General features: G+C 59.0%; 16 protein-coding genes. 12 read left to right on the forward strand and 4 right to left on the reverse strand.

Features of this window, described 5'->3' with window-relative positions; genetic code table 11:
* Positions 1 to 300 precede the first annotated feature (300 nt).
* Complete coding sequence (locus tag AAEZ06_RS19170) at positions 301 to 1,338, forward strand: hypothetical protein (protein WP_350615651.1); 1,038 nt, start codon at positions 301 to 303, stop codon at positions 1,336 to 1,338.
* 145 nt (positions 1,339 to 1,483) lie between these two features.
* Here AAEZ06_RS19170 and AAEZ06_RS19175 read toward each other — a convergent pair whose 3' ends face one another.
* Positions 1,484 to 4,585 (reverse strand): efflux RND transporter permease subunit, encoded by a 3,102-nt coding sequence (locus tag AAEZ06_RS19175; RefSeq protein ID WP_350615653.1) that lies wholly within the window; start codon positions 4,583 to 4,585, stop codon positions 1,484 to 1,486.
* 2 nt (positions 4,586 to 4,587) lie between these two features.
* Positions 4,588 to 5,766 carry an efflux RND transporter periplasmic adaptor subunit gene (locus tag AAEZ06_RS19180; RefSeq protein WP_350615655.1) on the reverse strand — a complete coding sequence of 393 codons (1,179 nt, stop codon included), beginning with the start codon at positions 5,764 to 5,766 and terminating at the stop codon, positions 4,588 to 4,590.
* Between the two features lie 145 nt (positions 5,767 to 5,911).
* Here AAEZ06_RS19180 and AAEZ06_RS19185 point away from each other — a divergent pair, with 145 nt between their 5' ends.
* The 4 genes from AAEZ06_RS19185 to AAEZ06_RS19200 all read left to right on the forward strand — a co-directional run bounded on the left by AAEZ06_RS19185 (position 5,912) and on the right by AAEZ06_RS19200 (position 9,029).
* Positions 5,912 to 7,300 (forward strand): ATP-binding protein, encoded by a 1,389-nt coding sequence (locus AAEZ06_RS19185; protein WP_350615657.1) that lies wholly within the window; start codon positions 5,912 to 5,914, stop codon positions 7,298 to 7,300.
* Positions 7,301 to 7,304: 4 nt separating this feature from the next.
* Positions 7,305 to 7,979 (forward strand): response regulator, encoded by a 675-nt coding sequence (locus tag AAEZ06_RS19190; RefSeq protein WP_149414946.1) that lies wholly within the window; start codon positions 7,305 to 7,307, stop codon positions 7,977 to 7,979.
* Positions 7,980 to 8,242: 263 nt separating this feature from the next.
* Positions 8,243 to 8,803 carry a DUF2975 domain-containing protein gene (locus AAEZ06_RS19195; protein WP_350615659.1) on the forward strand — a complete coding sequence of 187 codons (561 nt, stop codon included), beginning with the start codon at positions 8,243 to 8,245 and terminating at the stop codon, positions 8,801 to 8,803.
* Positions 8,804 to 8,810: 7 nt separating this feature from the next.
* The gene (locus AAEZ06_RS19200; protein ID WP_149414944.1) at positions 8,811 to 9,029 is read left to right on the forward strand and encodes a helix-turn-helix domain-containing protein; all 219 of its coding nucleotides are present in this window, start codon (positions 8,811 to 8,813) and stop codon (positions 9,027 to 9,029) included.
* A gap of 238 nt (positions 9,030 to 9,267) precedes the next feature.
* Here AAEZ06_RS19200 and AAEZ06_RS19205 read toward each other — a convergent pair whose 3' ends face one another.
* Both AAEZ06_RS19205 and AAEZ06_RS19210 read right to left on the reverse strand, forming a co-directional pair.
* Entirely contained in the window at positions 9,268 to 10,143 is an 876-nt protein-coding gene (locus AAEZ06_RS19205) for a site-specific integrase (protein ID WP_149414952.1), read from the reverse strand.
* 168 nt (positions 10,144 to 10,311) lie between these two features.
* On the reverse strand, positions 10,312 to 11,112 hold the full coding sequence (locus AAEZ06_RS19210) for a M949_RS01915 family surface polysaccharide biosynthesis protein (RefSeq protein WP_149414943.1): 801 nt from the start codon (positions 11,110 to 11,112) through the stop codon (positions 10,312 to 10,314).
* A 529-nt stretch (positions 11,113 to 11,641) separates the two neighbouring features.
* Between AAEZ06_RS19210 and arnC the strand changes: the two genes are divergently transcribed.
* From arnC to AAEZ06_RS19245, 7 genes are read left to right on the forward strand one after another with little or no spacing between them, the layout of a single operon-like run.
* On the forward strand, positions 11,642 to 12,676 hold the full coding sequence (gene arnC, locus AAEZ06_RS19215) for an undecaprenyl-phosphate 4-deoxy-4-formamido-L-arabinose transferase (protein ID WP_149414942.1): 1,035 nt from the start codon (positions 11,642 to 11,644) through the stop codon (positions 12,674 to 12,676).
* Positions 12,673 to 14,664: a bifunctional UDP-4-amino-4-deoxy-L-arabinose formyltransferase/UDP-glucuronic acid oxidase ArnA gene (arnA, locus tag AAEZ06_RS19220; RefSeq protein ID WP_149414941.1), complete on the forward strand. Its 1,992-nt coding sequence runs from the start codon at positions 12,673 to 12,675 to the stop codon at positions 14,662 to 14,664. The genes arnC and arnA overlap by 4 nt, the downstream gene beginning before the upstream one ends.
* Positions 14,664 to 15,548, forward strand: a complete 885-nt coding sequence (arnD, locus tag AAEZ06_RS19225; protein ID WP_149414940.1) for a 4-deoxy-4-formamido-L-arabinose-phosphoundecaprenol deformylase — start codon at positions 14,664 to 14,666, stop codon at positions 15,546 to 15,548. Before arnA ends, arnD begins: the two co-directional genes overlap by 1 nt.
* Complete coding sequence (gene arnT / locus AAEZ06_RS19230; RefSeq protein ID WP_350615663.1) at positions 15,545 to 17,200, forward strand: lipid IV(A) 4-amino-4-deoxy-L-arabinosyltransferase; 1,656 nt, start codon at positions 15,545 to 15,547, stop codon at positions 17,198 to 17,200. The genes arnD and arnT overlap by 4 nt, the downstream gene beginning before the upstream one ends.
* Positions 17,197 to 17,541 carry a 4-amino-4-deoxy-L-arabinose-phosphoundecaprenol flippase subunit ArnE gene (gene arnE / locus AAEZ06_RS19235; protein ID WP_133102534.1) on the forward strand — a complete coding sequence of 115 codons (345 nt, stop codon included), beginning with the start codon at positions 17,197 to 17,199 and terminating at the stop codon, positions 17,539 to 17,541. Before arnT ends, arnE begins: the two co-directional genes overlap by 4 nt.
* Positions 17,538 to 17,951, forward strand: a complete 414-nt coding sequence (arnF, locus tag AAEZ06_RS19240) for a 4-amino-4-deoxy-L-arabinose-phosphoundecaprenol flippase subunit ArnF (RefSeq protein ID WP_149414938.1) — start codon at positions 17,538 to 17,540, stop codon at positions 17,949 to 17,951. The genes arnE and arnF overlap by 4 nt, the downstream gene beginning before the upstream one ends.
* Positions 17,948 to 19,327, forward strand: a complete 1,380-nt coding sequence (locus AAEZ06_RS19245; protein ID WP_149414937.1) for a UDP-glucose 6-dehydrogenase — start codon at positions 17,948 to 17,950, stop codon at positions 19,325 to 19,327. Before arnF ends, AAEZ06_RS19245 begins: the two co-directional genes overlap by 4 nt.
* Position 19,328 lies beyond the last annotated feature (1 nt).

Genomic DNA, 19,328 nt, shown 5'->3' on the forward strand with positions numbered 1-19,328 from the left:
TCATTAGCAGGATCGAAGGGGTGATTTGGGGTGGGTCTTATGATCAGACGGTTCGAGCGTCGATTGCTGGATGCCAAGAGGAAAGCAGGCCGATAGGGAAACGGACACCTATGTGTGACCATATAGTAATATGTAATTTAACATAATATACATTATGCGAAGCTTCGTATTGGGCCGTCAGGGTCAGTGGAGGTCAGATTTTAAGCCTGCACGACCCAAGCCTAGGCCTCGACACTACACGCGAGTGTTGACGATAATGGCTTGATGATAACCATCGCTCATCCCAAGAGGACAATCATCATGGACGACTCGCAGGATACTTCGGCTGACACCACCAAGAAAGCTACCTCCAAGACACCTCAACAGTTTGGTGTTCAAGCCCGAGGGTTTGCCGATGCAGACGCAGACACGGCAACACGCCTTGCCATAGAGGTTGGCCAGGCGGTGCGCGTACTGGGTGAGAGGTTCGATTTAAGTGGCCTAGACGGCGTCACACTGGCCGTAGATTACAACCAAGCGCTACTTGATCTGGATCGCGGGTACGAAACGAACTTCAAGCTGACGGCTACTAATTCGCACGTCGTTGGAATTGCCATGACGCCTGGCGTTTTGCGTGATGGGACTTTGAAGTCGCATATCGTCGTCAATGCAGGCCACGTTTTTCCTCTACTTGACTTAGATGACACCGAAGGTGTGGCTCATGCAATTCATGTTTTAGCCCATGAATGTGGGCATGTGCAAGTGACAAATGCTTTCGACCGTTGCTTCCCCAACGTTCTGCTTAGGCAGAAAAATGAGTCGATACTGGAAAACATTCAGTGGCAAGTGGTCTTTGCAGTGTGGGACGAGTTTGCAGTCACTTCAATTTCAGCTGGTATTGGAGAAAGCCTGACAGAAGCCTACGAAAATACGTTTATCCATGATTTAGCTGAAGCTGACGAACGCTCCAATAGACTGCTCTTGAACTACCAAGAGCATGGTTCAGTCGATCAGATTTTAGGTGAGATATACGGTTGCTACGGCAACGTTCTAAAGTTCGCTGCATATCACTTGGGTAATCTTGATGGCTTGGGAATTCGTTGGCAGGACTCTGAAAGAACAGCCTCAACGCTCAAGGATCATTGGTTTTTGCCATACTTTGAGCGTTTACAAACTGCCTGTCTAGAAATCGCGAAGGACTATGGTGAGTGGGAAAACAAGGACAGCTTTACGCTAATTGCCGACATTATTGATGACCTAGTTGAAAGAGCTGGTTTGCTGATAGAAATAATGGGCGATGGGAGTTTGTACGTCGATATCCCCTATACCCCAGAAACAGATCCCCTCCTCTGCAAATGACCAAAAGTTATAACTAAACTAAATGACTGTTTAGTTTAGTTATAATAAGCCTTTGCCTAGGGCCAGCAATTGGGCGCCCCCCTCCCATGGCCGCCCCTCCGAATCCTCCTCCCACCTCCGCCCCAAAATGTAGACGGCGCACCATTTAACCCTTCCTGGTAAACCGCCCGCGAATCAGCACAAAAAACAGCGGTACAAAAAATATCCCCAGCAGCGTCGCGCTAAACATCCCGCCCAGCACCCCCATACCGATGGCCTGCCGCCCTGCCGAACCTGCGCCACTGCTCATGGCCAGCGGCAGGACGCCAAACATGAACGCCAGCGACGTCATCAGGATCGGCCGCAGACGCAAGCGTGCCGCGGTCAGGGTAGCGTCCACCAGGCTCTGGCCCTGTTCCTGCAGGTGCTTGGCAAATTCGACGATCAGGATCGCGTTTTTGGCCGCCAGACCAACCGTGGTCAGCAACCCGACCTGGAAATACACGTCGTTTGAGAGCCCCGCCGCTCGGATCGCCAGCACTGTGCCGATGACGCCCAGTGGCACGACGAGGATCACCGAAAACGGCACCGACCAGCTTTCATACAGTGCCGCCAGGCACAAGAACACAAAGAGGATAGACACCGCGTACAGCAGCGGTGCCTGGGAGCCCGCCTGGCGCTCTTGATAAGACTGCCCGCTCCACTCGTGGCCGATACCTTCGGGCAATTGCTTGATGATTGCCTCTACCGCCGTCATGGCTTCGCCCGAGCTGACGCCCGGTGCCGGGTCGCCCACCAGGCCGATGGCCGCACTGCCGTTGTAGCGTTCCAGTTGGGGTGAACCATAGCTCCAGGTTGCGCTGGCGAAGGAGGAAAACGGCACCATTTCGCCCAGGCTGTTACGCACAAACCAGCGGTCCAGGTCCTGAACCTGCATCCGTGCTTCGGCCTCGCCCTGGATGTACACCCGTTTGACCCGTCCTTCATTGAGGTAATCGTTGACGTAACTGCCCCCAAGGGCCGCCGACAAGGTGTTGTTGATATCATCGGTGGACAGGCTCAGAGCACCGGCCTTGCGATCATCAATACTGACCCGCAGCTGTGGGGTGTCGCCGAGTCCATTGCTGCGCACCCGTTGCAACAGCGGGCTCTCATTGGCCAAGCGAATAAACTCATCTTGAGCCTTGACCAGTTCATCGTGCCCTAACCCGCCAAGGTCCTTGAGCTGCAAATCAAAACCGGAGCTCTGCCCCAGGCCTCGGATGGCCGGTGGCAAACTGACGAAAATGCTCGCGTCGCGCACGCTGGCCATTGCCAGGCTGGCGCGGCGAGCAACAGACGCCGAGTCCTGGCCTGGGCCAGTACGCTCACTCCAGTCCTGCAGTTTGATAAACGCTCGCCCGGTACTCTGTCCCTTACCGCCGATGCCCATCCCCGCGAGGCCGATCACCGCCTCGACTTCCGGTTGCGCCAGCATGTATTCCTCGAACTGTTGCATGACCACATCCATACGGGTATTGGTCCCGCCCTCCGGCAGCTTGATCTGCGCCATCAGCGTGCCCTGGTCTTCATCCGGCAGAAAGCCTGTAGGCAATTGCACATAGACCACCGCCATCACTGCCGTGATCAAACCGTACACCAGCAGTCCCGAGCGCTTGCGCTTGAGCAGCTTGGCCACCCCGCCCTCGTAGCGTTCGGTATTGCGCGCAAACATGCGGTTGAACCAGCCAAAGAACCCGCGACCGGTGCCATGGTTGACATCACCAGGTCGCAGCAGCGTGGCGCACAGCGCCGGGGTCAGGGTCATGGCAACCAGCACGGACAAGAGCATGGCGACGACGATGGTCACCGAAAATTGTCGATAGATGATCCCCGTGGAACCGCTGAAAAACGCCATGGGAATGAACACCGCCGACAGCACCAGGGCAATGCCCACCAGTGCGCCGGTGATTTCGTCCATGGACTCGCGGGTCGCCTCAAGGGCAGACACTGCCTTTTCAGCCATGACCCGCTCGACGTTTTCCACCACCACAATGGCGTCGTCCACCAGCAACCCGATGGCCAATACCATGGCAAACATGGTCAGGGTGTTGATCGAATAGCCCATCAGCGCCAGCACCCCGAAGGTCCCCAGCAATACCACCGGCACGGTAATGGTCGGGATCAGCGTAGCCCGCACGTTTTGCAGGAACAGGTACATGATTAGCACCACCAGCACCACGGCCTCACCCAACGACTTCATCACCTCCTTGATCGACAGGCTGACAAACGGCGTGGTGTCGTAAGCCACCACAGCCTCCAGGCTCAGTTCACTGGGGAAAAACGGCGCCATCTCGGCCATTTTTGCTTTCACCGCATGGCCGACCTCCAGGGCGTTGGCGCCGATGGCCAGGGTCACGCCCATAGACGCGGCCGGCTGGCCATTGAGGGTAGTGATTACATCGTAGCTCTCGGCGCCGACCTCGACCCGTGCAACATCGCTGAGCAGCACGAGCGCGCCGTCGCTGGTTGACTTGACCACGACATTGCGAAACTCCTCCATGCTCTGCAATTTGTTGCGGGCGGTGATGGTGGCGTTCAACTGTTGCCCTTCAACTGCGGGCATGGCCCCCAACTGCCCGGCGGACACTTCAGTGTTTTGCGCCTGCAACGCGGCGCTGACATCCGAGGGCATCAGCGCGTACTTGGCCAGCTTGGCCGGGTCCAGCCAGATACGCATGGCAAAACCGGAGCCGAGCAACTGCACCTCGCCCACACCGTTAACCCGACTGAGTGAGTCCAGCAGCGAGCTATCAATGTAGTCGCCAATTTCGTTGCTGGTGACCTGGCTGTTCGCAGACGTCAGCGCCACCATCATCAGGAAGTCAGAACTGCCCTTGCGCACTGTCAATCCTTGGGCCTGCACCGATTGCGGCAGGCGTGATTGAGCCTGCTGCAACTTGTTCTGCACCTGCATCTGCGCCACATCCGGGTCGGTGCCCGGGGCGAAGGTCAGGGTGATGTTCGCGGTGCCCGCCGAGCTGCTGGAAGCCGCCATGTACAGCAGGTTATCCAGGCCGGTCATCTTCTGTTCGATGACCTGGGTCACCGAGTCTTCGACGGTTTTAGCCGAGGCACCGGTGTAGGTCGCAATAATGCGCACGCTCGGCGGAGCGATGTCTGGGTACTGCTCCAGCGGCAACTGGCTGATGGACAAGGCGCCGCCCAGCATGATGACGATGGCGATGACCCAGGCAAAAATCGGCCGATCAATAAAAAAATGCGCCATGTTCAGCCCTCCTTCGTCATGGCGACTTGAACCGGGGCGTTATCCACTACCGACACGAGGGCCCCGGGCCGCACTTTCTGCCCGCCCTCGACCACCACCTGTTCGCCAGCCACCAGCCCCGAGGTCACCCACCACTGATGGTCCACAGCCCTGCCGACGGTGATTTGCCGTTGCTCAATTATGCTATCCACCACCACCACCAGCACCGAGGTGGTGCCACTGGCTGCGCGGGTCACTGCTTGTTGCGGCACCAAAATTACCTGGTCATCCCGGGCCTGCTCCAGCACACCGCGCACGTACATGCCCGGCAACAGTTGCCGATCAGGGTTGGCGATCTCGGCACGCAAGGTGACGGTGCCCGTACCCTCGTTGACGCTGGCGCCGCTGAACTTCAAGCGCCCGGTGTGTTTGTAGAGGCTGCCGTCTTCCAGGCGTAACGCCATGTCTGCCTCACCCTCGGCAGCGCTGCGCAGGGTCCCGGCCGCCAGCTCACGCTGCAAACGCAGCAGCTCGGTGGTGGACTGGGTGACATCGACGTAGAGCGGATCGAGTTGTTGAATGGTGGTCAACACCGCTTCCTGATTGGCCACCACCAAGGCTCCCGGCGTGACCGCCGACGTCTCGATACGCCCGGAAATAGGCGCGACAATGCGGGTGTAGGTCACGTTGATTTTCGCCGTCTCAAGCGCCGCCTCCGCGAGTTTTACGTCCGCCGCGGCGATCTGCACGTTGGTCTGGGCGTCATCGTCGTCCTGGCGACTGATGGCTTCGAACTTCGCCAGTTCAGCGGTGCGTTTGGCGGTGGCTTGCGCCGCCTTGAGAGTGGCGCGGGACTTGGCCAGCACCGCTTCGGACTGGGCCAGGGCCGCGCGATAAGGCGCCGCATCCAGCTCGTACAACACCTGCCCGGCCTTGACTTCACTGCCTTCGACAAACAAGCGACGCTGCACCAGCCCGCCCACTTGCGGGCGTACCTGGGCCACCATGAACGCCTGTGTGCGGCCGGCCAACTCAGTGTGTACCACCTGCGTTTGGGTCTTGAGGGTTACCACGCTGACTTCAGGCACGACGGCAACACTCGGCGTATTGTCCGAAGAACAGCCGCTCAATAGTGAAAACACACTCAGCGCGATAACAGACACGCAGGTCACCTGAAACTTAGTCATGGGTTTTATCGACATTAACGCCTCTACTACAAAGGGAAGGCTTGGGCCTGGCGCTATGTTGAGTGGCAAATGTGCAGGAAAATTGAAGATTACCGTCCGCCCTTGAATCCTGTGCGCCAGCGGGCCTAAATGGCGCACATTCCGCGACTTGCCCGACCCCATGAAGCTGAGTATTTCCACCAAACTGTTCGCCGCCGTATTTGCCAGCGTGTTGCTGGTGATCCTGGTTATGAGCGCCGCCACCGGCTGGAGTTTTCAGCGCGGCTTTATCGGCTATCTCAATGACCAAGGGATTACCCGACTGGAAAAAGCACTGCCCCGGCTGGCTGAGTTCTACGCACAGGAAGGTGGCTGGGATGGCGTTCGCGATGATCCTCGGCGGCTGTTCGACTTGATGCGACCCATTCCGGGTGTCGACTTCCCACTCGATATCCCGCGAGAGGAAGCCGTGATGCCCGACTCCACCGGCGTGCTGTTTCGCACGGCCTTGCTGGATGTACAAAAGCGGCGAGTGGCCGGCTACAAAAAAATCACGGATGAGGCGATCACCCGCCCTATCGTCGTCGAGGGCGAAATCGTGGGCTGGGTTGCCCTGGCCCCGTTCCAAAGCGTTTCAGAAGGTGGCGGGGATATTTTCCGCCGCTATCAACTGCATACCAGCGTGATTGTTGGTGTTGGTTCCTTGCTGTTGGCCACACTGATCGCCTGGTGGATTTCCCGAACTCTGCTCGGCCCGGTCAAGCGCGTGGCGGCGGCCACTCATCGCCTGGCCGTCGGCGAGTACAGCTGCCGGGTGTCGGTGGCCGCGCAAGATGAGGTCGGGCAATTGGCGCGGGACTTCAACCAGCTAGCCCTGACCCTGGAGCGCAACGAGCGCATGCGCCGCGACTTTATGGCCGACATTTCCCATGAGTTGCGCACACCTCTGTCCATTTTGCGCGGCGAACTGGAAGCCCTCGAAGACGGCGTGCGCCCTCTCGATCGCACGGCCCTGGACTCGCTGCAAAGCGAAGTCGGCAGGCTCGGCAAACTGATCGAAGACCTTTACCAACTGTCCCTAGCGGATGTCGGCGCCCTCGCCTACCGCAAAAGCCAATGTGACGTGGGCGAACTGCTCAGCCAAAGCGTTGAATTGTTCCGCGAGCGCAGCCAGGCATGCGGCCTGAACATGGAGCTGAAACTGCCGAGCAAACCCTGCGTACTTGAAGTGGACGCCGACCGCTTGCAACAGCTGTTCAGCAATCTGCTGGAAAACACCCTGCGCTACACCGCTGCCGGTGGTCGTGTGCAAATCGCCCTGATACCGACGGCCAAGGCGCTGACCATCGACTTTCTAGACTCAGGCCCTGGTGTTTCCCCCGAGCACCTGCCACGCCTGTTCGAGCGTTTCTACCGAGGCGATGCATCACGCAACCGGGCCAACGGTGGCGCCGGCCTGGGCCTGGCAATCTGTCGCAACATCGTCGAAGCCCACGGCGGCCAGATCAGCGCGATGCCTTCGCCGTTGGGCGGCCTGTGGCTAGTCGTCCACTTACCTTATGGAAACTGAACCGATGAGCCAAGACGCACCGATCCTGGTAGTTGAAGACGAGCCCAAACTCGCCGCGCTATTGCGTGACTACCTGACCAGCGACGGCTACACCGTACATTGTGTGGACAACGGTCTGGATGTGTTACCCGCCGTGCAGGTGTTCAACCCGCGCTTGATTTTGCTGGACCTGATGCTGCCGGGGCGCGACGGCCTGGAGGTCTGCCGTGAACTGCGAACCTTCAGCGCCGTGCCGGTGATTATGATCACCGCTCGAGTCGAGGAAATCGACCGTTTGATCGGCCTGGAACTGGGCGCCGATGACTACATCTGTAAGCCCTTCAGCCCTCGGGAAGTCATGGCCAGGGTCAAGGCGATTCTGCGCCGCGGACCGTTGCTGGGCGAACCTGTCACAACACGCTTGTGTATCGATGAGGCGCGCTACTGCGCCTCGTTCGACGGCATAGCCCTCGACCTGACACCGGTTGAACTGCGCCTGCTCAAGACCCTGAGCGACGCCCCGGGGCGGGTATTTCCCCGGGATCAATTGCTCGACAAGCTGTACTTCGATCATCGGGTCGTCACCGACCGCACGGTGGACAGCCACATCCGCAACCTGCGCCGCAAACTGGAACAGGCCTGCCCAGGGCAGGACCCGATTCGCTCAATCTACGGCGTGGGCTACAAGCTGGAACTGTAACTGCTTTTACGCAGTCGCAAGCTCGCTGGCATCCGGCAGATCACCTGCAATGGACTCGAGAATATCGGTCACGGTGTTTGTTTGTGCCGGTGTTTTTTGTGGTGGTGATGAAGCGGGTCGGCAGACGATAAAAACGTACCGCGGCAAGCCAGTCACCAAGGGGCATATAAATAATTTATGCGTAAATTGCGATAATTAATTATTGTTTTGCGATGATTTATGGCTTAACTTAGACGCTCATTCATACTTTGTGAGGCTTCACTATGACGTCACTTCGTCTTGCTAAACTCAGCCAGCTTATGTCGGTTGCCACGTTAATCCTGATAGTCGTGATGCTGGCGCTCAATGTGGCGCTGTGGCTTTTCCCTTCCCTGGCTTCCAATGAGGGATTAGGCCTGGGTTTCGCGCTCACCGAGCGGCAGCTGTCGCCAAGAACGGAGCTCGCAGCGCTGTTCCCTTGGTGGCAAACGCTGGGCGGTATCGTATTGTCGAGTGTACCGCTGCTGGTGTTGACGTTCGGCCTGGGGAACTTGCGTCGGCTGTTTCAGAGCTATGCCAGCGGCGAGTATTTTTCCGGTGCGGCCGCCTTGCGCCTGGGCAAGGTCGGTAAGGCGGTGGCGCTGTGGGTGCTGCTGGACTTCTTGTGTGAGCCAATGCTCAGCCTCTGGGTTACGATGAATGAACCAGTGGGCCAAAAACTGTTAACCGTGAGCTTTAATGCGCAGACTTTTGTTGCCTTGTTCCTGGCGGCGTGTATTTCGATAATCGCGCGTATTCTCTGGCAAGCCAGTGAAGTGGACTCTGAAAACCGTACTTTCGTTTGAGACCCTTATGTCAATTGTCATTCATCTGGACGTAATGCTTGCGTTGCGCAAAGTTAAATCCAAAGACCTCGCATCAGCCATCGGCATTACCGAAGCCAACCTTTCACTGTTGAAGCAAGGCAAGGTAAAGGGGGTTCGATTGGCCACTTTGGATGCAATATGCAAGCACCTGAGTTGTCAGCCGGGGGATCTGTTGATCCATGTTCCCGAGGTCGAGCAACAGTAAGTCCTTGATGGAGGCATGCTCTGCACCCTCCTCGCTTTAACCCAGACACCGCCTCTTTTGGCGGTGTGTTTTTTTCGGCGAGGCTGCGTCGGGAATGCCTCGGTCCTGGCGCCAGGCTCGATAGCGGCGGTGCGGCCGACATAACCTCGCTGGGGCTCGACAACTGTTACGGTCATTTCTGCTTTCGAAGATGTGTAGATACCTATGGCGTTACGGGCAAATGATTGAAACTCAAGTTTTACAGGTCAAACCGATCAATCGCCCGCCGTCGCTCATTGTCATCACGAACGTCGTAGCTGGCGGTGGTCTGGATATTGGTGTGGTGCGCCAGTTTCTGGGCGATGGACAGGTCGTGTTCTTCAATCACTCGCGTGATAAATGAACGACGGAAATCATGGGGCATGATCTTCACCCCCACTTGCTGCCCGCGCTGACGGGCGATGTAGTAAATCGCGTGCTTGGTGATGCGCTCGCGGGTGATATGGCTGCCCCGGCGGATGCGGTTGAACAGAAAGGCATCGTCCTCCTGCCCTTCACCCAATTGCGCGCGACGGAACGCCAGCCACGCTTCAAGTTTGGCAAAGGCCCACGCCGGCGCGTACTTGATCAGCTCCTTATTGCCCTTGCCCGTGACCCGCAGGCTGCGTTCGTCGAAATTGATCTGGGCCAGGTCGAGGTTGACCGACTCCGACTTGCGCATCCCCGAGCCGTACAGGATTGCAATGACTGCCGCGTCCCGCAGGCCCTGGGGGCGTGGATCGGCTGCGCAAACGTCCATCAACTCGCGAATTAGCGTGCGCCGCAAGTTGCGGCCCTGGCTCAAGCGCGTACCTGCCATCGCCTTGACCGAGCGCATCTTCAGTAGATGCTCCTGACTGATCAGGCTCATGCGCCATGCCTCGTTCATCACCCCACGCACGGCGTTGACGTAAAGCGATGAGGTATTGGGCGCGTAGCCGTCTTCGCGCAGCACCGCCACCAGGCCTATAACGTGTTCGGGCTGCAGCAGATGCCAGTCGATGTCTTCCAGATTGACCTCTTCGAAACCCAGGCGGTCGGCGGCGTCTTGCAGCACATAACGCATGGTCAACTGGCTCGACGGGGCCAGCCGCATGAGGTAAAGGGTCAAGGGGTTTCGGGTCGGGGCGTGGGGAAGCTCAGTCAAAATAGATCAGCCTTGGAATTAAATACCGCGACTAAGCATTTGTTTAGCCAAGGTATTTAGTGGTTGGGCAAGCACCGAGTCTAGCGCAGGTCAGCGGCTCGCACCAAACCATCGAACCTATTCCTGACCCTCCGTGCGGTCCTGGGTCTGCTGTTGGCCCCATTGGGCATCCTGCTTATACATCACCGCCAGCCAGTGCCGGCGCATGAATTCCAGCAGGCCTGCCGGCGCCTTGGCAAAGTCCTGTTCATCGGCGTAACAGCCCGGCAGCGGCAGTTCGGTGCCTTGCTCCTTGTATTGGCTGACCAGGGCTTGCTGCCCTGTCACGCTGCAATCCTTGGGCAGCGGCATGCCCTGCAGTGCCCCGGCCTCTTCATCCCACCAACTGGCGCCATAGCGGTCGACGCCACGCAGGCCGTACTTCTGCGACTTGCCGATGTGCATGATCAGCTTGAACTCATGGGGGCTGACGTCGCTGGTGCACATCCGTGAATAGCCGACAGTGGCTTGGGTGATGCCGTCGCCAAGCAGGTCAGTGACCTTGGTTGCTGCGCTGTCGAAGTGCAGGCCGGCGTCAAATTCACAGTGCTGCACGTCGTCGTAGAGCATCCACAGGCGCCTGGGCCGGTCGCCATCGAGCAGGTATTGGGCGGCATAGACAGACGCCGACTGTGTGCCATCGTCATCGCGTTCACTCGCCTGTTGCTCGGCCAGCACCAGCAGATTACGGCCTTGTCGGTCGCTCCAGGCATACGCCGCCACCTGTTTGCCTCGTACCTCCACGCCGGGCGGTACCTGAGTGACCTGGGTGAGCACCACCCCCTCATCGGCCTGAACCCCGCAGGCGTACACGACTGTCATCCACAACACCATCAAGACCGGCCGTAATTGGCCGCGTAAAAGCTGCACGTTGTTCATCCGACTATCCAGGCAAGAGATGGCTTACTTTACCGGCACTTGCAGGACAAAGCAGAGAAGATTCGCCAGCAAAATCGGGCCGTCGCCATGGCGGCGGCCGCCGAGCACCGGGAAGTTGTTCGCCAGAAAACCCGTTAATCCATTTTTGGCGTGGGACAAATGACTTAGAGATGAGGCGCTACAGCGCGAAAAGTTTCTCGTTTGTCTCTGCCCTTATTATTTAGCTGAACACTAGCTGTCTACCCACCAAATAAACGAGTTTTTCATAGGCCTTTCATATTCGTTCTACATTTTTGCGCTTAATCTTGAGCGCAGGACTTGAGAACAATCTGCGCTTTGCAGACTAACCCGTTGATTATGCTTTACCTTTGAGCACTGTGGTCTTTACTCAAGGTGTCCAGGCACCAGGCAACGCAACTGTCGAATGACCGTAAGCAAACCGCTCTATTTTTATTCGGATCACTGTACTTTCAACCTTTGGCTGTTGTCGTCTTTACGCGCCAAGTTGCTCTAACCGAGGTCATGAATCTTGAAACCCTACCCTATTCATTGCGTGTCGATCGTTATCCCGGTCTACAACGAAGAAGAGAGCTTGCCTGAGTTGCTTCGTCGCACCACGGCAGCGTGCAAGCAGCTGGCTTATGAATACGAAATCATCCTGGTGGACGACGGCAGCCGCGATAACTCGGCCCAGTTGCTGGAAGAGGCAGCCGCCGAAAACGGCAGCCATGTGGTGGCGGTGATCCTCAACCGCAACTATGGCCAACACGCGGCAATCATGGCCGGCTTTGAACAGTGCCGGGGCGACGTAGTCATCACCCTCGACGCCGACCTGCAAAACCCTCCGGAAGAAATCCCGCGTTTAGTCGAACAGGCCGCCCTGGGCTACGACGTGGTTGCCACGGTGCGCAACAACCGCCAGGACTCGGCTTTGCGCCGCTGGCCGTCGCGCTTGATCAACCTTGCCGTGCAGCGCTCCACCGGCGTTGCCATGACTGACTACGGCTGCATGCTTCGCGCTTATCGGCGCACCGTTGTCGACGCGATGCTGGCCTGCCGCGAGCGCAGCACCTTTATCCCGATCCTGGCCAACGGCTTTGCCCGCCACACCACGGAAATCCTCGTGCAGCACGCCGAGCGTGAACACGGTGAATCCAAGTACAGCGCCATGCGCCTGATCAGCCTGATGTTCGACCTGCTGACCTGCATGACCACCACGCCGCTGCGCCTGCTGTCCATCGTTGGCTTCAGCCTGGCCGCCATCGGCATGCTGTTTGCGCTGCTGCTTATCGTGCTGCGCCTGGCCTTTGGCGCCGAGTGGGCGGGCGACGGCATGTTCGTGTTGTTCGCCGTGCTATTTGTATTTACCGGCGGCCAATTCATCGGCATGGGCTTGTTGGGTGAATACCTGGGGCGTATGTACAGCGATGTTCGGGCCCGGCCACGGTTCTTTATTGAAAAGGTGCTGCGCAACGAACCGGCAGCACCGGCTCCGGTCGTTATCGTCGACGGCCTGACTTCTTCCCATACTTCCACTTCACTTTCCGATCAGGTTTTGTCATGAATCCAAAAGCTGTTGTCTTCGCTTACCACGACATTGGCTGTGCAGGCATCGAAGCCCTGCTCACAGCCGGCTACGACATTGCTGCCGTGTTCACCCATGCCGACGACCCCAAGGAAAATAACTTCTACGGCTCCGTCGCCCAGCTCTGCGCCCGCAACGGTATCCCGGTGCATGCGCCGGAAGACGCCAATCACCCTCTGTGGATCGAGCGTGTGGCCAAGCTCAAGCCAGACTTCATCTTCTCCTTTTACTACCGCAACCTGCTGAGCGAAGCGCTGCTGGCTACCGCTGCCAAAGGCGCGTTCAACCTGCATGGTTCTCTGCTGCCCAAGTACCGGGGTCGTGCACCGGCCAATTGGGTGCTGGTCAAGGGTGAAACTGAAACCGGCGTGACCCTGCACCGCATGGTCAAGCGTGCCGATGCCGGCGCGATCCTCGCCCAGCAAAAGGTCAGCATCGAGCGCAGCGACACTGGCCTGACCCTGCACGCCAAACTGCGTGACGCCGCCAGCCACCTGCTGGGTGATGCCTTGGGGCAACTGGCCGAGGGCACGCTGACAGAAACTGCCCAGGATGAAAGCCAGGCCACCTATTTCGGTCGCCGCAGCGCCGCCGATGGCAAGCTGGAATGGAAAAAGCCCGCGCAAGAACTGTTCAATCTGGTTCGTGCAGTGACTCAACCGTATCCGGGCGCCTTCTGCGCTGCGGGCGAGCACAAATTGATTGTCTGGAGCGCCGAGGTCGTCAAAGGCAACGAAGGCCAGGCCCCGGGCCGCGTGATCAGCGTTGACCCGCTGCGCATTGCCTGCGGTGAAGATTCCCTGGTAGTGCGTTTCGGTCAGCGCAACGACAACGGTCTGTACCTAGCCGGTCCAGCGCTTGCCAACGAGCTGGGCCTGGTAGACGGCTCCGTGCTGCGCGGTGCCGAGTCGGGTCGCAAGCCACGTCGTACACGGGTGCTGATCCTCGGCGTTAACGGTTTTATCGGTAACCACCTGTCCGAGCGCCTGCTGCGCGACGACCGCTATGAAGTGTACGGTCTGGACATCGGCTCCGACGCCATCGAGCGCCTGCGTAGCCACCCCAACTTTCATTACGTGGAAGGCGACATCAGCATTCACTCGGAGTGGATCGAGTACCACATCAAGAAGTGCGACGTGGTCCTGCCGCTGGTGGCCATTGCCACGCCAATCGAATACACCCGCAACCCGCTGCGCGTATTTGAACTGGACTTCGAAGAGAACCTGAAGCTGGTCCGCTACTGCGTCAAGTACAACAAGCGCGTGATCTTCCCCTCGACGTCCGAAGTCTATGGCATGTGCCAGGACCAGAACTTCGACGAAGACACCTCCAACCTGGTGGTCGGGCCAATCAACAAGCAGCGCTGGATCTATTCGGTGTCCAAGCAACTGCTGGACCGGGTGATCTGGGCCTATGGCGCTAAGGGCCTGAACTTCACCCTGTTCCGTCCGTTCAACTGGATGGGCCCGCGCCTGGACCGCCTCGATTCGGCGCGCATCGGCAGCTCTCGCGCAATCACCCAACTGATCCTCAACCTGGTGGAAGGCACGCCGATCCGCCTGTTCGACGGCGGCGAGCAGAAACGCTGCTTTACCGACATCGCCGACGGCATCGAGGCCCTGGCGCGGATCATCGACAACGACAATGACGCCTGCAACGGTCAGATCATTAACATCGGCAACCCGGACAACGAAGCCAGCATCCGCCAGTTGGGCGAAGAGCTGTTGCGTCAGTTCGAAGCTCACCCTTTGCGCGGCAACTTCCCGCCGTTTGCCGGTTTCCGTGATGTCGAGAGCAAGGCGTTCTACGGCACCGGTTACCAGGACGTCGCACACCGCAAGCCAAGCATCGCCAACGCCAAGCGCCTGCTGAACTGGGAGCCAAGCGTGGAGATGAGCGAGACCATTGGCAATACCCTGGATTTCTTCCTGCGTGAAGCCATGCTCGAAATCGCGGACAAGCATTGATGCAGGCAGGTCTTCGCATCGACGTCGACACCTATCGAGGCACCCGTGAAGGGGTGCCTCGCTTGTTGGAGCTGCTCGATGAAGCCGGGATCAAGGCGACGTTCTTCTTCAGTGTCGGGCCGGACAATATGGGCCGTCATTTGTGGCGCCTGATCCGCCCGCAGTTCCTGTGGAAAATGCTGCGCTCCAATGCCGCCGGCCTGTACGGCTGGGACATTCTGCTGGCCGGCACTGCCTGGCCGGGCAAGCCCATCGGTCGCGACCTGGGGCACCTGATGCGCCAGGCCAGGGCGGCCGGGCATGAAGTCGGTTTGCACGCCTGGGATCACCATGGCTGGCAGGCTAATGCCGGGCGCTGGAGCGATGAGCAATTGGTGGAGCAGATTCGCCGTGGAGTCGACACCTTGAGTGACATTCTTGGTGAGCGCGTCGACTGCTCGGCCGCCGCCGGTTGGCGTGCCGATGAACGTGTGGTGCAGGCCAAGCAAGGCTTCAACTTTCGCTACAACAGCGATTGCCGTGGTACCAGCCTGTTCCGGCCGACCCTGGCCGATGGCAGTGCTGGCACGCCGCAGATTCCGGTGGGCCTGCCAACCTTTGACGAAGTGGTCGGGCCGGTGATAGCGGCCAAGGATTTTAATGCCTTCATTCTTGACCGCTTCACCGAATCGAAACTCAACGTCTATACGATCCACGCAGAAGTAGAAGGGATTCTGATGGCCAATGATTTTCGCCAGTTGCTTGCCCAGGCAGGGCAGCGCGGCATCGCGTTTCAACCGCTGGGCAGCTTGTTGCCCAGCGATCCCGCCACATTGCCCCAGGAACATCTGGTTCGCGGAGCATTGAGCGGCCGCGAGGGTTGGCTGGGAGTGCAAAAGGCATGATTCGTCGTTGGGCCCTGCCCCTGCTCTTGCTGGTCTTTGGCGTGTGTTATCTGCTGCCGATGGCCACCCATGGCCTGTGGATTCCGGACGAAACCCGCTATGCCCAGATCAGCCAGGAAATGCTCCTGACCGGCAAATGGGCATCGCCGCATTTCATGGGTATCCGCTATTTTGAAAAGCCGGCGGCCGGGTACTGGATGATCGCCCTGGGTCAGGCCATTTTTGGCCAGAACCTGTTTGGCGTGCGCTTTGCCTCGGCGCTGGCCACCGGCTTGAGCGTCCTGCTGGTGTACTGGGTGTCCCGACGCTTGTGGCATGACCCGCGCAAAAGCCTGGTCAGCACCGTGCTGTACATGAGTTTTGTCAGCGTTGCGGCACTGGGTGGCTACGCCAACCTTGATCCGCAACTCACCTTTTGGGTCAACCTGACCGGCGTGGCCTTGTGGCTATGTGTCGACAGCACCAGCCATCGCGGCCGTTTGTGGTCCTGGGCCTTGCTGGGTGTGGCCTGTGCCATGGGTTTCATGACCAAGGGTTTTCTGGCGTGGCTGCTACCGGTGTTGATCGCCCTGCCCTACATGATCTGGCAAAAGCGCTTTCGTGAGCTGCTGGGCTATGGCCTGGTGGCGGTCGCCGTGGCGATTGTCGTCAGCTTGCCGTGGGCGTTGGCGGTACATGCCCAGGAGCCGGACTATTGGCATTTCTTTTTCTGGCATGAGCATATTCAGCGCTTTGCCGGTGAAGATGCCCAGCACGATCAGCCATGGTGGTATTACCTGCCGCTGCTGGTGGCGTTCTGTCTGCCGTGGGTGGCCTTGCTGCCCTCCACCTTGAAACAGGCGTGGCTGGAAAAACGCAACAACAAGACTGCGTTCCTGTTGTTGTGGCTGCTGATGCCCCTGGCGTTTTTCAGCCTGAGCAAGGGCAAGTTGCCGGCTTATATCCTGCCGTGCCTGCTGCCCCTGGCGTTGCTGATGGGCAATACCCTGGCGGACAAGCTGGCCCAGGCCCGTGGCCGGGTATTGCAAGTCAACGGCTGGCTCAACCTGACTCTCGGCCTGCTGGGGTTGCTGGCCCTGGTGTATTTCCAGTTGAAGAAGCCGGTGTACGAGCATAACCAGGAGCTGCTGAGCCTGGTGCTGGTGTTTATCGTGCTGTTCGGCTGGATCATCGCCAACCTGCTGCAAGCGGCGCGTCCGTTGCGGTTGTGGGCTGCGCCGGCGATTGGCAGCTGGCTTCTGGTTGCTCTGGTACCTGCCGCCCTGCCCCATTCGGTGGTTTATAACAAGACGCCGGATCAGTTCATCATCGATCACACCGATGAGTTGGCCCGCACAGCCTCGTTGCTAAGCAACGACCTGGGCGCTGCGTCCGCCCTGTCGTGGCGGCTAAAACGTCCGGAAGTGGCGTTGTACAACACCGTCGGTGAAGTCAAATACGGCATCGCCTATCCAGATACCGCCTACCGCAAAGTGGACGCTGCTCAGGTCCAGCAATGGATGACGGACGCCCGCAAACAAGGTTCGGTGGGCGTGGTCATGCGGGTCAAGGGCGATGATGAAAGGCAGGAAGTGGACTTGCTGCCCAAGGATGGCAAGCGCTACGAGCAAGGCAACATGGTGATCCTGATTTTCCCGCAGGCTGCACCATGACCCTGCTGCTGCTCTTGGCTGCTTGCCTGCTGACCTGCATGGGTCAGGTCTCGCAGAAGTTTGCCGTGGAAGGCTGGCGTGACCAGCCTGACGGTTGGGCCGCAAAACTGCGCTCGCCCTGGCTGTGGTCGGCATTGTTCTGCCTGGGCCTGGGTTTACTGGTATGGCTGCTGGTCTTGCAGCGCCTGGAAGTGGGCATCGCTTACCCAATGCTCAGCCTGAATTTTGTGCTGGTGACCCTGGTGGCGCGTTTTGTCTTCCACGAGCCTGTGGACCGTCGCCATTGGTTGGGTGTCGCCCTGGTGATCGCCGGTGTGGCGCTGCTGGGAGGTGAGGTATGAGCCGGATTCGCGGCTTTGCCCTGGCCCTGGGCAGCGTTGCATTGGTCAGCGGTGCCCAGTTGGGCATGCGCTGGAGCATGACCCGCCTGCCGCTGCCCAGCGAATGGCTGACGGCGTTGAACAGCGGCGCCATCGACCTTGGCGCGCTGGGCGTGGTGATCCTGGCGATTTTCGCCTACGCGCTGTCGATGCTCTGTTGGCTCGGCGCCCTCAAGGGCCTTCCCCTGGGGCGTGCTTATTCGCTGCTGAGCATCAGCTACGCCCTGGTGTACCTGCTGGCTGCCAGCCTGCCGGTATTCAACGAACACTTTTCCCTGTCAAAAACCCTGGGGGTGGCATTGATCATCCTCGGTGTCCTGACGATCAACTCCCGTCGTATCAGCAGTGCAAGCCCCAGGAATGCCCCATGAAAATCAGCGTATTTGGTAGTGGTTACGTCGGTCTGGTACAAGCCACCGTACTGGCCGAGGTCGGTCACGATGTCATCTGCATGGACGTTGATGAAAACAAGGTCCGCCTGTTGCAGCAGGGGCACGTGAGTATTTTCGAGCCAGGGCTTGCCAGCCTGGTCAAGGAAAATCTGGAGAACGGCCGCCTGATCTTCACCTGCGATGAAAAGCTTGCGGTGGAACACGGTGAGGTACTGTTCATTGCCGTGGGCACGCCTTCGGACGAGGACGGTTCGGCGGACTTGAGGTACGTGCTGTCGGTGGGCGATGCGGTGGCCCGTCACCGGCGCGACCCCGTGATCCTGGTGGAAAAATCCACCGTGCCCGTGGGCACCGGCGACACTTTACGCGCCCATATCGAAAAGGCTCTGCACCTGGCCGGGCGCAACTTGGAGTTCGATATCGTCTCCAACCCGGAATTCCTCAAGGAAGGCTCGGCGGTCGCTGACTGCCGCCGCCCGGACCGGATCATCATTGGTTGCGAGCGCGAAGAAGTGCGCGAAGTGATGCGCGACCTGTACGCGCCGTTCAACCGCAACCACGACCGCATCATCTTCATGGACCTGCGCAGTGCCGAGCTGACCAAGTACGCCGCCAACTGCATGCTGGCGACTAAGATCAGTTTTATCAACCAGATCGCCGAGCTGGCCGAACACCTGGGCGCAGATATTGAATCTGTGCGCCTGGGGATTGGTGCCGATTCGCGGATCGGCTACCACTTTATCTACCCCGGTTGCGGCTACGGCGGGTCGTGTTTTCCCAAGGACATGCGGGCCCTGATCCACAGTGCCAAGCAAGCCAATTGCTCCAGCGACCTGCTGGAAGCGGTGGAAGCCATCAACCAGCGGCAGAAGAGCAAATTGTTCGAGCGGATCAAGGCCTTCTACAAAGGCGACTTGCGCGGCAAGACTTTCGCCCTGTGGGGCCTGGCGTTCAAGCCCAACACCGATGACATGCGCGATGCGCCCAGCCGGGTATTGATGGAATCGCTATGGGCGGCGGGCGCCAACGTGCGTGCCTTTGACCCGGAAGCCATGCAGGAAACCCAGCGCCTCTACGGTGATGACCCCCGGCTGATGCTGATGGGCACGCCGGAGTCGACCCTGGGCGGTAGCGATGCGTTGATCATCTGCACCGAGTGGCAGCAGTTCAAGGCGCCTGATTTCGACCTGCTGCAACAGCGCCTCAAGGCTGCGGTGATCTTCGACGGCCGTAACCTGTACGACGCCGAGCGCCTGGCACGCAAGGGCTTCCAGTATTTCCCGATGGGCCGCGGAGAATCGTGCAACCTGCCGATCCCCCAGCAGCAATGGGTTCCCCGGCTGCTGGAAGCGTAAG

The organism is Pseudomonas sp. HY7a-MNA-CIBAN-0227 (assembly GCF_040310325.1).
GTDB lineage: Bacteria > Pseudomonadota > Gammaproteobacteria > Pseudomonadales > Pseudomonadaceae > Aquipseudomonas.